General features: G+C 66.3%; 13 protein-coding genes. 6 read left to right on the forward strand and 7 right to left on the reverse strand.

The window, feature by feature from the left end; all coding sequences use genetic code 11:
• The first annotated feature begins 13 nt into the window (after positions 1-13).
• The 4 genes from Q8T13_11225 (at position 14) to Q8T13_11240 (ending at position 7111) form a co-directional block, all read left to right on the forward strand.
• Entirely contained in the window at positions 14-3145 is a 3132-nt protein-coding gene (locus Q8T13_11225) for a carboxypeptidase regulatory-like domain-containing protein (GenBank protein MDP3718326.1), read from the forward strand.
• Positions 3146-3216: 71 nt separating this feature from the next.
• Positions 3217-4875 (forward strand): tetratricopeptide repeat protein, encoded by a 1659-nt coding sequence (locus Q8T13_11230; GenBank protein MDP3718327.1) that lies wholly within the window; start codon positions 3217-3219, stop codon positions 4873-4875.
• Positions 4876-4982: 107 nt separating this feature from the next.
• Positions 4983-5663 (forward strand): hypothetical protein, encoded by a 681-nt coding sequence (locus Q8T13_11235; protein MDP3718328.1) that lies wholly within the window; start codon positions 4983-4985, stop codon positions 5661-5663.
• 149 nt (positions 5664-5812) lie between these two features.
• Positions 5813-7111 carry an MFS transporter gene (locus Q8T13_11240; protein MDP3718329.1) on the forward strand — a complete coding sequence of 433 codons (1299 nt, stop codon included), beginning with the start codon at positions 5813-5815 and terminating at the stop codon, positions 7109-7111.
• Positions 7112-7215: 104 nt separating this feature from the next.
• Here the strand turns inward: Q8T13_11240 and Q8T13_11245 are convergent, their stop codons facing one another.
• The 7 genes from Q8T13_11245 to Q8T13_11275 are packed head-to-tail and all read right to left on the reverse strand — an operon-like array spanning position 7216 to position 14505.
• Positions 7216-8346 (reverse strand): ABC transporter permease, encoded by a 1131-nt coding sequence (locus Q8T13_11245; GenBank protein ID MDP3718330.1) that lies wholly within the window; start codon positions 8344-8346, stop codon positions 7216-7218.
• On the reverse strand, positions 8343-9461 hold the full coding sequence (locus Q8T13_11250; protein MDP3718331.1) for an ABC transporter permease: 1119 nt from the start codon (positions 9459-9461) through the stop codon (positions 8343-8345). Before Q8T13_11250 ends, Q8T13_11245 begins: the two co-directional genes overlap by 4 nt.
• The gene (locus tag Q8T13_11255; protein ID MDP3718332.1) at positions 9462-10490 is read right to left on the reverse strand and encodes an ABC transporter ATP-binding protein; all 1029 of its coding nucleotides are present in this window, start codon (positions 10488-10490) and stop codon (positions 9462-9464) included.
• Positions 10490-11827, reverse strand: coding sequence for a TolC family protein (locus tag Q8T13_11260; GenBank protein ID MDP3718333.1), 1338 nt, complete (start codon positions 11825-11827; stop codon positions 10490-10492). Before Q8T13_11260 ends, Q8T13_11255 begins: the two co-directional genes overlap by 1 nt.
• Before the next feature lie 24 nt (positions 11828-11851).
• Complete coding sequence (locus tag Q8T13_11265) at positions 11852-12823, reverse strand: ABC transporter ATP-binding protein (GenBank protein ID MDP3718334.1); 972 nt, start codon at positions 12821-12823, stop codon at positions 11852-11854.
• A gap of 51 nt (positions 12824-12874) precedes the next feature.
• Entirely contained in the window at positions 12875-13882 is a 1008-nt protein-coding gene (locus tag Q8T13_11270; protein MDP3718335.1) for an efflux RND transporter periplasmic adaptor subunit, read from the reverse strand.
• The gene (locus Q8T13_11275) at positions 13879-14505 is read right to left on the reverse strand and encodes a TetR/AcrR family transcriptional regulator (GenBank protein ID MDP3718336.1); all 627 of its coding nucleotides are present in this window, start codon (positions 14503-14505) and stop codon (positions 13879-13881) included. Before Q8T13_11275 ends, Q8T13_11270 begins: the two co-directional genes overlap by 4 nt.
• Positions 14506-14598: 93 nt before the next feature.
• Between Q8T13_11275 and Q8T13_11280 the strand changes: the two genes are divergently transcribed.
• Positions 14599-15498 (forward strand): TIGR01777 family oxidoreductase, encoded by a 900-nt coding sequence (locus Q8T13_11280; protein MDP3718337.1) that lies wholly within the window; start codon positions 14599-14601, stop codon positions 15496-15498.
• Positions 15495-16163, forward strand: a complete 669-nt coding sequence (locus Q8T13_11285) for a lipid-binding SYLF domain-containing protein (GenBank protein MDP3718338.1) — start codon at positions 15495-15497, stop codon at positions 16161-16163. Before Q8T13_11280 ends, Q8T13_11285 begins: the two co-directional genes overlap by 4 nt.
• Positions 16164-16181: the final 18 nt, after the last annotated feature.

Below are 16181 nucleotides of genomic sequence, written 5' to 3' on the forward strand. Positions count from 1 at the left end.
TGGAGGGCTTGTGATGCGTTCGCTCACGGTTCGGATTGCTGCTGTTGTTTGTCTTCTCGTCACGCCGATTGTCGCATCGGCGCAAACCAGTACCATTTCAGGCACGGTCAGGGATGCATCGGGTGGCGTCTTGCCCGGTGTCACGGTCGAGGCCTCGAGCCCGGCGCTGATTGAAAAAACCCGCGCCACCGTCACCAGTGGTTCGGGCGCCTACTCGATCCTGGCGCTGCGGCCGGGCGTCTACAGCATCACGTACTCGCTGCCGGGCTTCGGCACCGTGGTGCGCGAAGGCGTCGTGCTGACGTCCGACTTCACGGCGACGATCAACGTCGACATGAAGGTCGGCACGCTCGAAGAAACCCTCACCGTCACCGGTGAGTCGCCAATCGTCGATACCACCAGCATCACGCAGCGCGTGGTGATGACGGCGGAAGTGCGCGAGGCGCTGCCGACCGGCCGCAACATCCAGGCGGTCGGCATCATGATTCCCGGCACCACCATCGCGGTCGGCGGCGGCGGCGCGCTGTCGCGCGACGTCGGCGGCTCGGGCAACCTCCAGCAGTCGCCCCTGCAGTACCGGGGCTCCGGCGACACCGTCCAGACCATCGAGGGCATTCGCCTCAACAACCTCTGCGCGCAGGGCGCCTACAGCGGCGTCTACTGGAACGACTCGAGCTTCGAGGAGTTCAGCTACCTGACCGGCGCCGACTCGGCCGAAGTGGGCCAGGGCGGCATGCGCGTCAACATGGTGCCCCGCGACGGCGGCAACTCGTTCCGCGGCTCGGTCATCGCCAACTTCGCCGGCGAAAGCTTCACCTCCGACAACTGCGGCTCGGCCGGCGTCGGTCAGCCCTGCAGCCGCTCGAACCTGAGTGGCAGCAAGACCTTCAACGCCAACAACACCCTCACCAACGTCGATGCCATCCAGGAAATCTGGGACATCAATCCGCAGATTGGCGGCCCGATCGTCCGCAACAAGCTGTGGTTCAACTACACTTTCCGTCACTGGGGTTCGTCGAAGACCAAGGCCGACTCCTACTTCGACAAGAACCCCTCGCAGTTCGTCTACGACCCCGACTTCGACAAGCCGGGCCTGGACGATGGCCACATCGTGAGCAACGCCGGCCGCATTTCATGGCAGGCGACGAGCAATGACAAGTTCTCGATGTACCACGACAACCAGCGGAAGTACCGCAACCACTGGGGCATTGCCTCGACCATTCCGCCCGAGGCGGCCGGCGTGCAGGTGACGCCGACGAGCTACGTCAACGTGACCAAGTGGACGCGCACCCACACCAACAAGCTGCTGTTCGAGGCCGGCTACGGCCGCTACAACCAGAACTACACCGAGCTGTACCAGGAAAGCGTGACGGGCGACACGAAGAAGGTGTGGAGCGACGAGTCGATCATCAACGCCCGCATCTACAACGTCGTCGACCAGTCGAACGGCCGGCAGGCCAATGCCTGGCCGAACCCGGCGGACCACTTCTCCGTACTCCGAACCTACATGGGCGCGGCCTCATACCTCGCCGGCAATCACAGCCTCCGGGTCGGCGCCACGCTCACCAACGGCGACTGGCGCGAACTCCGCAGGTGGACTGGCGACGTTCAGCCCATCACCTACAGCGCCGGTACCCCCGTTTCGGTTACGCTCCGCTTGCCATTCGACCGCTCCAACGGCGTCAAGCAGGACCTCGGTCTCTACGTGCAGGACCGCTGGAGCTTGGGACGAGTCACGCTGAACCTGGGCCTGCGCTACGACCACTTCATCGGCGAGTCGCGCGAAAGCTCGGTGCTCCCGAGCCGGCATGGCGCCGGCGCGACCTTCGGTGAGTGCTCCGACGGCACGGTCGATCCCGGCGACCTGTGCACGGGCGAAGTGCAGAACTGGAAGGACCTCTCGCCCCGCATCGGCTTCGCGATGGACGTGTTCGGCAACGGCCGCACCGCCCTCAAGTCGAGCTGGTCGCGCTACGTCGCCGGCCAGGCGATTGCGTTCGCCAACCAGGTGAACCCAATCGGTGCCCTCACCGCCGCCGACACGCGCGTGTGGCGCGACCTCGACGGCAACGGCTTGCCGCTCGACAACGCCGGCAACATCCAGTTCAACGAGCTGACCAACTCGGCATCGACGCCGACCTTCGGCCAGCTGCGGGTGCCGACGACGCAGTACTCGCCGGACCTGCTGCGCGGCTGGGGCAAGCGCGGCTACAACAACGAGTTCACGATCTCGGCGCAGCACCAGCTGGCGGATCGCGTCTCGGTGAACGGCGGCTACTATCGCCGGACGTTCGGCAACCAGACGTTCGTGGACGACCTGCGCTACGACGAGAGCAGCTACGACACGTTCTGCATCCGCGCGCCCCAGGATCCCAATCTGCCTGGCGGCGGCGGCTACCAGGTGTGCGGCGTCAAGGACCTCAAGCCCGCGGTGTTCGCGCAGAACCTGCCGGCCAACAGCCTGATCCGGTTCTCGGACGACTTCGGTGGAGAGACCAACCTCTACCAGGGCTTCGACGTCAACCTGGAAGCCCGCTTCCGTAACGGCGCGTTCCTCAAGGGCGGACTTGCCGCCACGGCGCGCACGTTCGACAACTGCAACCTGCTGAAGGCCGGCCTCGACGCGGTGGTCGGCGCCGCCGCCCAGGGCACCGAGATCTACGAAGACGGCTCCACCGGCTGCCACCGTGAATATGGCTACCGGCCCGACGCCAAGATCTCGGGTTCCTACACGCTGCCCTACGACATCCAGCTGGCCGGCACCTTCCAGCACTCGCGCGGCATCCAAAACGGCGGCGCGGGTCCGAGCGTCGGCGCCAGCTGGGGCGTCATCAACGCCGTGGCCAACCCGCAGATCGGCCGCAACTGGACCGGCGTGGCGTCGCGCACCGTCCAGCTGATGCGCGAAGGCCTCGAATACGGCGAGCACAACCTGAACCAGCTCGACCTCCGCCTGGCCAAGCGCTTCAACCTGGCCGGCAACGCCAGGCTGCGGGTGGACTTCGACCTCTACAACGTGTTCAACAGCAGCTGGCCGTTCACTGTCAACGCGGCCTACTCGACCGCCGCCACGGGCACCTGGCTGCGTCCAACCAACGTGCTGCAGAGCCGATTCTTCAAGATCGGCGGGCAGTTCAGCTTTTAACTGACCCTGGAAGTTGAAAGTTGAGAAGTTGGTAGTTGGTAGTTACGGGTTAGCGTTTTAGAATCAACGTCGTGAAGAGCGGGAAGTCCACGGACACCATCCAGGGCTTCCCGCTCTTTCTTTGTACGGTCCTTCTTCTTACCTCTCACCTCTCACTTCCGGCCTCGCAGCATGCCGGCCACCGCATTCCGGTGGTTCCGCAGGAGTTGCTCGAACGGCCCGTGCCCATGCGAACCGGCATTGGCCGGGCGCACGATGCGGTGGCGACGAAGTCGGCCGAGGCGCAGGGCTTCTACGATCAGGGGCTCGCCTACCTGCACTCCTACGTGTGGATCGAAGCGGCACGGTCGTTCCACCATGCGTTACGGCTGGATCCGGGCCTGGCGCTCGCGCACGTCGGCTTGAGCTACGCCTACATCGAGGTCAATAAGCCCGTCGAGGCCCGGCAGGCGATCGAGTCCGCCTCCGCGCTCAGCGCTACGGCGGACAAGCGCGGGTGGGCCTCACAGATGGCTGCCCATGAGCGGCACCACGTCGACGCGCGACGGTTGCAGATGGCGGCTGAGGAGGCGCCGGGCGACAAGACCAGGCTGGCCGCCTATCGCAAGGCCCTCGACACCGCCATCGCGGCGTTCCCGGACGATGTCGAATTGATCCTGAAGCGGGGGATGGCGGAGTCGCCGGATCCCGCGGACCGCGGGCAAGGGTCCGTCATGGCGGCGGTGCCTTTCTACGAGCGCGCGCTCAAGCTGTCGCCCAATCACATGGGCGCGCGGCACTACCTGGCGCATGCCTACGAGAACAGCGGGCGGGTGAACGAAGCGCTCACCCAGGCGGCCGCCTTCGCGGCGCAAGCCCCGCAAGTGCCCCATGCGGTGCACATGCACGGTCACGAATTGCGCCGGGCCGGACGTCCGGTCGAGGCCGTGGCGCAGTTCGAGGCGGCCGACAAGTTGCAGCGCGCCTACTTCGCGCGCGAGAAGGTCGGTGCCGAACTCGACTGGCATCACACGCACAACCTCGACTTGCTGGCGACGACCTATCAGTACCTGGGCCAGATGAAGAAGGCGGAGCCGCTGCTGAAGCAGTCGTTCGACCTGCCCTCGAGCTTGCTGGTGCAACTCATCCACAAGCGGGAGTGGCTGGCATTCCTGGTCGCCCGCAATCGCCAGGCCGAGGCGTTGGACGCGGCCAAGGTGCTGATCTCCCATCCGAATCCGCTGGTGCAGGCCGCCGGTCATATCGAGGCCGGACTGGCGCTGCTGTCCGTGAATAAGGCCGCCGAAGCGGGCGCCGCGTCGAACGCCGCCTTGCGCGCGCTGAAGAGTTCACCAGGGGGGCAGGACCTGGTGTTCATTGGCCTTGAAGCGCTGCAGGGCGAGTTCCGGTTGCGCACGGCGCAACGCGAGCAGGGTCGCAAGATGATGCTGAGCGCCGCGCAGAAGTGGCGCTCGCTGCCGGGCCCGGACGCCTGGAGCCAGTCGTTGTTCCGCCTGGAGGCCATGGCGCGGGCGGCCCGGTCGGTCGGCGATTGGGAGCTGGCGGGACGAATGGCGCAGCTCATGAGCGAGCACGACCCAGCCTATTTCGGGACCCACTACGCCCTGGCGCTGGTGGCCCAGAACGCCGGCAATGCCGCGACGGCCCGTCGGGAATTCGACCTGGCCCTGAAGGCCTGGGCGGCGGCGGACAAGGACCTTCCCGAACTCAAGGCCGCCGACCGTAAATAACAAGAGATAAAGAGATAAAGAATTTTTCTCTTTATCTCCTGGTCTCCTGTTCATTTCTGCCGAGCAACCCTCTTGAACTCGTTCTCGTCTATGCCTTCCGAGGACACATGCTCAAGACAACCTTCGCCCTGCTGTTCGCCCTGGTGCTGGCCGTCCCAGCCGCCGCACAGAAAGAAACCGAGAACGTCGACCGCACGCTGACCCTGCAGCCGGGCGGGACGTTGAGATTGAAGACCTTTTCCGGCCACGTTCGCATTACCGGCGGGTCGGGTGACCAGGTCGTGATCAAGGCCGTGCGCCGCGCCGACCGCGAGCGCCTGAACGACATCAAGCTCGAGATCACGCAAAGTGGCAACACCATCGAAGTGGATGCCAACCACCGGATGGTCGAGCGCCGCAACGACAACGTGGTCGAAACCGATTTCGACATCCAGGTGCCGGCGCGCACGCGGCTCGACATCAAGACCTTCAGCGCTCCGATCACGGTGATCGGCGTCAACGAAGACCAGCACATCGACGGCTTCAGCTCGAGTGTCACGATCGAGTCCACCGAGTGGAACGACCACGACCTCGACATCAACACCTTCAGCGGCGGCGTGCGGCTGCGCCTGCCGGCCACCGCCCGCGGCAGCATCGACTTCAACACCTTCAGCGGCAGCTTCGAAAGCGACCTGCCGGTGACGCTGAACAACAGCAGCCGCCGCAATTTCCGGGGCTCGCTGAACGGCGGCGGCAGCGGCGACTTCAAGCTGAAAACATTCAGCGGCGACGTCTCGATTCGAAAGTAACGCGCCGGGAGTCGGGAGTCGGGAACCGGGAGTCGATCAAGACGACACCTTCCGACTCCCGCCGCCTCCCGCCTCCCGCCTCCCGCCTCCCGACTCCCGACTCCCGTCTCCCGACTCCCGACTCCCGTCTCCCAGTATGATGTGCGGGCATGATTGCCCGGTTGATGGCCCGCGTGGGCCTGGTCACGCCTGAGCAACGCGCCTGGGCGTGGTACGACTGGGCCAACTCCGCCTTCTTCACCACGGTCGTCACCGCGGTGTTCCCGGGGTTCTACGCCACGTATGCGGCGGCCGGCATGGCGCCGGCCGACGCCACCGCCCGCTTCGGGCTGGTCACCACCCTGTCGATGGCCACGGTGGCCATTTCGGCGCCCGTGCTCGGCGCCCTGGCCGACTACACCGGCGGCAAAAAGAAGCTGCTGGCAGTGTCCATCGCCATCGGCGTCACCGCCTGTGCCTCGATGGCGTTCATCGGCGAAGGCGAGGTGGGGTTCGCGTCGATCCTCTTCTTCATCGCCAACCTCGGCGTGTCGGGCTCGATCGTCTTCTACGACTCGCTGCTGCCGCACGTCGCCAAGCCCAAGGAGACCGATCGCGTGTCGGCGGCCGGCTACGCCATGGGCTACATCGGCGGCGGCGTGATGCTGCTGATCAACCTGGCGTGGATTCTCCAGCCGGCCATGTTCGGCTTCAGCGGCACGGTCCCGGCGATCAAGGCGTCGTTTGTGGCGGTGGCGGTGTGGTGGGCGGTGTTCTCGCTGCCGATCTTCCGCCGCGTTCCCGAACCCGCGACGCGGGACAAGCACTCCAGCGAATCAGGCATCGCCATCGTCGCCGCGTTCGTGCGGCTGGCCACCACGTTTCGCGAGGTCCGGAAGTACCGCAATGCTTTTCTGCTGTTCATCGCCATGCTGCTCTACCAGGACGGCATCCAGACCATCATTCGCATGGCCGCCGTCTACGGCGCCGAGGTCGGCGTCGAGCAAACCTCGCAGATTGCGGCGTTCGTGATGGTGCAGTTCCTGGGGATCCCGTTCTCGTTCCTGTTCGGGTCGCTCGGCGTGCGCATTGGCACCAAGCGCGCGATCTTCATCGCCATCTCGGTCTACGCGCTCGCGACGGTGCTCGCCTATTTCATGACCACGGTCACGCACTTCTTCATCCTGGCGGCGATGATTGCCACGGTCCAGGGCGGCGCGCAGGCCCTGAGCCGGGCGCTGTTCTCGCGCATGGTGCCGGCGGATCGCACGTCGGAGTTCTTCGGCTTCTTCGCGGTCGCGGAACGGTTTGCCACCGTGCTCGGACCACTCGTCTTCACCGTCAGCGTCACACTCACCGGCAGCAGCCACGCGGCGATCCTCGCGATTCTTGGCTTTTTCGTAGCGGGTGCGTGGGTATTGAGCCTGGTTGATGAAGAAGCCGGAATTCGCGCCGCTCAGGAATCCTAACCACGAAGAGCACAAAGTCGAATCACGAAGAACGCGAAGTCGAATTCTTAAGGAGAAGGCTTCGTGTCCTTCGTGGCTTCACTTCGGGTCCTCCGTGGTTGCGTTTATCCGAGTCGCTTCGACGACCGTAACGTAGCCAGGGCGAGGACGACCGCGCCCCAGGTGAACAGCGCGAGCGCCTGCGGCCAGAGGATCTCCAGGCCGATCCCCTTCAGGAAGATCCCGCGCACGATCTCCAGGAAGTAGCGCAGCGGAATCAGGTACGTGAACGGCTGAATCCAGGTCGGCATGTTCTCGATCGGGAAAATGAATCCCGACAGGTAGATCATCGGCATCAGGAAGAAGAAGATGCTCGTCATCATCGCCTGCTGCTGGGTCTGCGACACCGTCGACACAAACAGCCCCAGGCCGAGCGTCGACAGCAGGTAGATCAGGCACATGCCGAACAGCAGCGTGATGCTGCCGCGCATGGGCACCTCGAACCAGTTGATCGCGACCACCAGCACCAGCACCACATCGATGATGCCGATTACGGCGTATGGCAGCAGCTTGCCGGTAATCAGCTCCCACCGCGCCAGCGGCGTCACGCTCAGTTGCTCGAGCGTCCCGATTTCTTTTTCGCGCACGATGGCCATCGCCGACAGGTTGGTGGTCACGACCAACAGCAGCAGCGCCACGATCCCGGGAATCATGAAGTCGCGGCTTTCGAGCCGCGGGTTGAACCAGACGCGAATCTCCGGCGTCACCAGCGCCACTGCCGGCTGACCCGGCCTTGCAGCCGCGGCGAGATCCTGCGAGTAACCCGCGATCAGCGTCTGCGCGTAGCCCATGGCCACGGTGGTCGAATTCGAGTCGGTGCCGTCCGCGGCAATCTGCAGGGTCGCGCTGCGGCCCGTCGACACGGCCTGGCCAAAGTTGGCGGGGATGCTAATCACCATCCAGGCGTCGCCGTGGTCCAGGTAACGATCGATGTCGCTGGTCGAGCCCGGCATGCCGACGATCTTGAAGTTGGCGGACGAGGCGAACCGCTGGACCAGGTCGCGGCTGGCGGTCGACCGGTCGGCGTCGACAATGGCGATCGGGACGTCCCTGACGTCGGTGGTGGCGGCATAGCCGAGCACCGTGAGCTGCATGATCGGCGCGATGATCACCACGCCGAACAGGCGCGGGTCCTGTTTCAGTTCCAGGACCTCCTTGCGCATCAAGTGCAGGATCCTTCTGAGCGCGGCCTTCATGCCCACTCTCGCCTCAGTCGCAACGACGCCAGCCCCATGGCCACCGTCGCAAAGATCGCCAGCGCCACCAGGTCCTGCCAGAAGGCGGTGATGTCGGCCCCCTTCAGCACGATCGCGCGCAGCGCGACGAGGAAGTAGCGCGCCGGCACGATGTGCGTAATGGCTTGCACCACCGCCGGCATGCTGGAGATGGGAAAGACGAAGCCCGACAGGATCATGGTCGGCAACATCGACGACAGCAGCGCAATCTGAAACGCGACCTGTTGCGTGTCGGCGATGGTCGAGATCAACAGGCCCTGGGCCTGGGCGCCGACCAGGAACAGGCCGATCGCGAAGAGCAAGAGCGGCCACGATCCCCGCATCGGCAGGTCGAACAGCAGCATGGCGGCCAGCACGATCAGCACGGCTGACGCAAAGGAGATCGCGAGGTACGGCAGCGTCTTGCCCAGGATGTACGACACCGGGCCCACCGGCGCCATCCTCACCTGCTCCATCGTCCCGCGCTCTTTCTCGCGCACGACCGACAGGGCCGTGGAGACCACCGCGGTGATCATCGAGATGTAGGCGATCAGGCCAGGCACCAGGAACAGCGCACTGCGCAGTTGCGGGTTGTACCAGATGCGGGGTTCCGCGATCACCATTGGCGGCGAACCCGCGGTCAGCAGCATCGTCTGCATCTGCACGGCGCCGAACTCGGCGACGAGCAGGCGGGCGTAGCCTGACACGGTGGCGGCGGTGTTGGCGTTGTCGCCGTCGATCACGACCTGCACGGTGACGGGGCGCTTCAGCCTCAGGTCGCGTTCGAAGCCGGCGGGGATCGACAGGATGGCGCGGACCTTCCCCTCGTCCACCAACCGCTCGAGCGCCGCGTCGGAATCTTCGTAGCCCACCAGCGCGAAGTAGCCGGAGTTGACGAACGACGACACCAGCGCCCGGCTGTGCGTGCTGCGATCGCGGTCCTGGACGGCCAGGCGGACGTTGCGAATGTCGAAGCTGAGCGCGTAGCCGTACAGCAGGAGGAAGAACGCCGGAATGAACAACAGGATCAGCAGGGTGCGGCGATCGCGGAGGATCTGGCGCATCTCTTTCGACGCAACGGCAAGGATTTTTCCCACTTATGCCGTCCCTACCCGCTCGACCCGGTCGAGAGAGCGCTCGACCACATCGAGGAACACGTCTTCGAGCGACGGCGACACCGGACCGATGCTGCGCACGGTCACGCCGGCGGCCGTGAGGCTGGCCGAGAGCATGGCCGCGGAGGTTTGGGTATCGCGCATCACGGCGTGAACGGCGGTGCCGAACAGGCTCGTCTTCTCCACCGTCTCCAGGCGATCGAGCACGTCCATGGCCTGCACGGGTTGCGCGGACTGGATCTCCACGATCGGCCGTGACGAAAACACCTGCTTCAGTTCGTTCGCCGTGCCGATGGCAGCGAGCTGGCCGGCGTGAATGATGGCCAGCCGGTGGCAGTGCTCGGCCTCGTCCAGGTAGTGCGTCGTGACGAGCACGGTCACGCCCTTGGACGAGAGGTCGCCGATGAGGTCCCAGAAGCGGCGGCGCGACAGCGGGTCCACGCCGCCCGTGGGCTCGTCCAGGAACACGATCGAGGGCTCGTGCAGAATGGCGCAGCCGAGCGCGAGCCGCTGGCGCCAGCCGCCCGGAAGGTCCCGGGTCAGCGTCTTCTCGCGGCCCTCGAGCCCTGCCATCTCCAGCACGAAGCGCCGGCGCGCGGCAAAGCGCTCGCCCGACAGCCCGTAGACGCCGCCGAAGAACTGGATGTTCTGGTCCACGGTCAGCGGCTCGTACAGCGAGAACCGCTGCGACATGTAGCCAATGCGCCGCTTCACCCCCTCGGGATCGCGGCCAACGTCGAGGCCACCGACGAGCGCCGTGCCGGCCGTGGGGCGCAGCAGGCCGCACAACATGCGGATGGTGGTGGACTTGCCGGCGCCGTTGGCGCCCAGGAAGCCGAAGACCTCGCCCTGCGCCACCGAGAACGACAGGTCGTTCACGGCAACGAAGTCGCCGAACTTGCGCGTGAGTCCGCGAACGTCGATTGCTGGACTGGTCCGGCTAACGCCGGACGCTACATTCGACTCGATTGCGGATGTGGCGTCCGGCTTTAGCCGGACCTCTTCCTCCATTACGGCCTCCCCAGCACGCGGTGCAGGCGCGCTTCGGCTAGCCGCACGCCGGCCAGCGCGCGCGTCCGGGCCAGTTCGTTCTCGAGCATCGCCACCTGCGCGACCACCACGTCCGTGCTGGTCGCGACGCCGGCCGCAAAGCGATCGCCCACGACCCGACGCGCCTCGGTCGCGCTCTTGACCGCATCGGACGCGGCCTTGACCATGGCCAGGCTCGAATCGAGGTCGAGCAGGCGCTGGCGGACGTCGGCCGACACCACCGAGTCAAACTCCGCCAGCCGCTCGCGGGTGGCCGCGGCGGCGGCCGCCACCTCGGCGACCTGCGCCTTGGTGCGACCGAAATCCAGAAACGGCCAGCTCACGTTGACCGAGAGATCCCACGACTCCTGCCAGATGCCCTGGCGGGGGAAGATGCGCTGGTTGGGCTTGGCATAGTCCACGCCGGCGGCTACCGCGACGACCGGCTTGTTCGCGGTCATCGCCGCCTGCTCGCGCGCCTCGATGCCACCAAGCCTGAGCGTCAGCGCCTTCCGCTCGGGCCGTTGCTCGCGTGCTTCTGCAATAAGCGACGGCCCGTCCCGCCGAAGCTCGCTTGGATTCTCGAGAGCGAAGGCGGATGCATCAAGTCTGTCGGCAAGCTCGATCACCGTCTCGTCAACGACGCCAATCAACCGGCGCAGTTCGATCAGAGACGACTCGCGCTGGTTGCTGGCTTCGATCAGCTGCGCCTGCTCGCGCGAGCGCTGCGCCTCGAGGCTCAACACCTCGTTGGGCGGGATCAGGCCCACCGAGAATCGCTGGCGCGCGTCGCGCAACTGCGCATCGGCCCTGGCCGCCGACTCTTCGAGCACCCGCACCGCCTCGCGAGCCGTCGCCGCACCCCAGTACGCGCGCACGATCTCGAAGCGCAGATCGGCCCGCGCGGTCTCGATGTCGGCGGCCACCGCGCGGGCTTCGGCATCGGCCGCCCGCTCGAGCGCGTCGACCCGTCCCGACGTGTAGATCGGCCACTGCATGGCCAGGCGCGACGAGAAGTTGTCGGGGATGTCTGGGTAGATCACCAGGCGCGCGCCGCCCTGGCTGACCGCGAATTCCTGCACGTGGTTGGTCCGCGTGTAGCCGCCGCCCGCGGTCACTGTGGGCTTGTCGGCTGCCTGCGCGCCGCGCAGCGCCGCCTGCGCGCCCTGTTCGCGGGCGCGCACCTCGGCCAGCCGATGGCTGGCCTCGAAGCCGCGGGTGATGGCATCGGCCACGGTCAGTCGGATGGGCGCCGGCTGCGCCGCCAGGGGCAGCGAGGACACGGCGAGGAGCAGGAGGATGGTGAAGTTGCGCATCATGAGCTGGCAATCTCTGTTGAGCGTTCAATGTGGCGTCCGGCTTTCCCCGTCCGCCGTAGCCACGGCGAAGGTGGAAGCCGGACTGTCCAGTTTGGCAATAAAGACGTCTTCGAGCGACGGGGTAATGGCGCGCACACCGGCTGGATGAACGCCGGCGCGGGCCGCGGCGGCGGCGAACTCGCTCGCGGCGTCGGCCGCGGTCGTGCGGGCGCTCCACACGTGCAGCCGGTCGCCGAACACCTGGGCGCTCGTCACGCCGCCGGGACCCTTGAGTGCGCGCAGGGCGTCGCCGGGTGCCGCGACCAGCACCTCGAGCAGCGTGCCCGGCAAGCTCGCGCGAAGTGCGCCGGGTTCATCAAGCGCCAGCACCCGGCCTTCGTGCAGCAGCACAATGCGGGTGCAGCGCTCGGCCTCGTCCAGATACGGGGTCGACATCAGGATGGTGATGCCTTGCGCCAGGAACTGCGACAGCAGCTTCCAGAACTCGCGGCGCGACACCGGGTCCACACCGGTGGTGGGCTCGTCGAGCAGAATGACCCTCGGCTCGTGGACCAGGGTGCAGGCCAGCGCCAGCTTCTGCTTCATGCCGCCCGACAGCTGGTCGGCCAGCCGCGCGCGAAACGGCGTGAGCTGCGTCATGTCGAGCAGGCGATCGCGGCGGGCGCGGTAGTCGCGCACGCCGTGAATCTCGGCGAAGAACGCGATGTTCTCGTCGATGCTGAGGTCGCCGTACAGGCTGAACCGCTGCGAAAGGTAGCCCACGGTGCCGGTAATCGCGCGATGTTCGGCAACGGGATCCTTGCCGAGCACACGAACCCGTCCGCCGTCCGTATGCACCAGTCCGCAGAGGGTGCGAATGGCGGTGGTCTTGCCGGCGCCGTCCGGACCAATCAACCCGAACATCTCTCCAGGCGCCACGCTGAACGACACGCCACTGAGCGCCTCAACGGCGCCGTAGCGCTTCGTGACGTTGGCAAACTCAATCGCTGGCGTCATGGTGTATTCCCTGCACCCTAGGCACCCTAGGCACCTTAGGCACCTTAGGCACTAGCGAAGCACTAGCTCCGCCTCCACCGGCATCCCTTGTTTGAGAATGCCTTCCTTGTTGTCCACGGAAATGCGAATGCGGTAGACCAGCTTCGATCGCTCCTCGGCGGTCTGCACGTTGCGTGGCGTGAACTCGGCCTTGGGCGAGATGTACGAGAGCGTGCCGGCCAGTCCGGGGCCGCCGGCGTCGGTGAACACGGTCGCGGGTTGGCCAATGCGCAGCGCCGGCACAATCGGCTCGGGCACAAACACGTCGGCCCACGCGCGATCGAGGTCCACCACAACCAGCGCGGGAGCCCGTGGCGCGATGATCTCGCCGACCTCGACCAGCTTCTCGGTGACGATGCCGCCGATCGGGGAGATGAGCGTGGCGTCGCCAAGCGTCTTTTCGAGGGAGGCGATCTGCGCGCTGACGACGTCGACGCGGGCGCGGGCCGCGGCCACTTCTTCACGACGGGCGCCAGCGCGAACGCGGACCAGCGTTTCTTCAGCGGTGCGCACGCGGCTCTGGGCGGCAGACACGCGGTCGCGGGCCACATTGCGGCGGGTCGCGGCGTCATCGCGTTGTTTCTGCGAGCCGGAGTTGGTCTTGAGCAGGCTTTCGAAGCGCTCGAGGTCCAGGCCGGCGGCGGCAAGTTCCGACTCCGCCGCAGACTGATCGGCCCTGGCGGTGGCGATCTGTGACTCGGCCTGACGCACGTCTTCAGGCCGCGCCGCGGCTTGCACCACTTGCAACTGGGCCTCGGCCGCCGCGCGCTCCGCCTTGGCGCGGTCGATGGCCAATGCGATGTCCCGAGTGTCGAGCGTCAGCACCGTCTGCCCGGGCTCGATGCGGTCGCCCTCCTTCGCCGAAAGGGTCAGGACGCGCCCGCCCGCGTCGGGTGCCAACCGCACTTCGGTCGCTTCGACGTGTCCCGACACGCGAACGCGATCGGTCGGTGCGTCTTCGGCGCAGCCGACTGCGAGGAGGAGTGCCGGGACGAGGAGGAGGCATTTGATGTGCGTCATATGGGTTGGAGCATTCGGTGTGCGGTGTATTGGATGTGCCCGACCAGGTCGGCGTGGGGAATCTCGGCGAACATCGGCAGGTCGGCGCGGCCCGGCTGCGCGGCCATCCGTTCGCGCGCGGCGTTCATCAGGAGCGGGCCCATCGTCGACGTGTAGGCCAGGATCGGATGCACCGGCCGGAACGTGCCGGCCGCGGCACCCTCGGCGAGAATGCGGGCGAACGCCATGAACACGCCCTTCATCAACTCGAACGTATCGAGGTCGAGATGCGGCGCACCGTCGGCGATCTCGCGAAGCATCATCGTCGGGAACCACGGCCGCAAGTCGGCGAGGCTCACGAAATTCTCGATGAACCGGTCCAGCTTGTTCGAGGGTGAGTCGGCCGAGTCGGCGATCGCCGTGGCCGTGGCGCCGACTGATCCGAGCATGTCGCCGACGACGGCGCGGTACAGGGCGAGTTTGTCGGCGAAGTGGTAGTAGATCATCGCCTTGTTGACCTGCGCTTGCGCCGCGATCTCGTCAACGCCCACGCCGTCGAACCCGCGCGCCGAGAAGGCCAGGGCGGCAGCCTGGAAGATTGCGTCGCGAGTGTCAGGCCGGCCAGCCGAGCGTGTCTTCGTCATGAACTAACTGGTTAGTTAATCGGATCTGTGGAGATTCTGTCAACTGAACATTATTTGGGCCCTTTTTGACGCGGTGGCGTCCATACAATCAAGATGATGACTGTCGTTCTCGCGGGAGGGTCCGGTTTCCTGGGCAGCAAGCTCCGGGCGCACCTCGAGCTCGGTGGGCACCGGGTGTTGACCCTGACCCGGTCGCCCAGGCCGGATCGGCCCGACGACATCGCCTGGCAGCCCGATGGTTCGGGCGGAGAACTGGCCCGGCATCTCGAGGGGATCGACGCCGTGGTCAATCTCGCTGGCGAAAACATCGCCGGCACGTTCTGGAGCCCTGCGCGCAAGGCCAAGCTGCGCGACAGCCGCCTGCTGGCGACCCGGACGATCGCGCGGGCGATCTCCGCCTGCGCGCGGCCACCGAAGACGCTGATCAGCGGATCGGCCGTCGGCTACTACGGCGCGCGCGGCGACGAGCTCGTGACCGAACGCACACCCGCCGGCACCGACTTCCTGGCCGAGCTTTGCATTGACTGGGAACAGGAGGCCCGCGCCGGGGAGCTGGCCGAGACCCGCCTCGCCATCGTACGCTCGGGCGTGGTGCTCGGCGCCGATGGTGGCGCGCTCAAGAAGATGATCCTGCCCTTCAAGCTGGGCCTGGGTGCCACGCTCGGCTCGGGCCAGCAGTACATGCCGTGGATTCACGTGGACGACTGGGTGGCACTGGTCGCCTGGCTGATTGCCACGGATCGGGCGGCTGGCGCCTTCAACGCCACCGCGCCGACGCCCGTCACGAACCGCGAGTTCACGCGGACGCTGGCACGCGTGGTGCGGCGGCCCGCCGTCTTTCAAGCGCCCGCGTTCGTCTTACGGATAGGCCTCGGCGAGATGGCGGACATGTTGCTCACCGGCCAGCGCGTGCTGCCGGCCGCCGCCGAGGAGCTGGGCTTTCGGTTTGCCCATCGTGAACTTGAACCTGCACTTCGGAGCCTGGACCTATGAGATACGCGTTTGTCATCGTTGCCCTGTCCCTCGCGACCCTCTCGGCGCAGTCTTCGGACGAAGCGCGGCGCATTTCAGATTCGATCATCGTGCTCGACGAGATCATGGCGGCGGCCGACAAGTCCGTGCCGAAGTCGATTCTCGAGAACGCGGTCGGCGTCGCGGTGTTTCCTTCGCTGCTCAAGGGCGGCTTCGTCGTGGGCGGCCAGCGCGGCAAGGGCATACTGAGCGTGCGCGACAAGAAGACCGGCCTCTGGTCGACGCCGGCGTTCCTGACCATCACCGGCGGCAGCATCGGCGCGCAGATCGGCGGACAGGCCATCGACTTGGTTCTGGTCGTGAACAACGAGCGTGGCCTGGAGCAGCTGGTCAAGAACCAGTTCAAGATCGGCGCCGATGCCGGGGTCGCCGCCGGACCGGTGGGCCGCGAGGCCAGCGCGGCGACCGACATCCAGTTGCGCGCGCAAATTCTCAGCTACTCGCGGGCACGGGGCTTGTTCGCCGGCATCACGCTGAACGGCGCGACCATCCGCCAGGACCGCGATGCCAACGAGCGTTTCTACGGCACCGCGTATCGGACGGGACAGATCGTGTTCGAGGGCCGCGCCGGCTCGCCAGAATCAACGGCGGCGTGGAAAGAGACGCTCGCGAAGTACGCCCAGTAGCCAGATGCCAGATGCCAG

Source organism: Acidobacteriota bacterium (assembly GCA_030697165.1).
Taxonomy (GTDB): domain Bacteria; phylum Acidobacteriota; class Vicinamibacteria; order Vicinamibacterales; family UBA2999; genus 12-FULL-67-14b.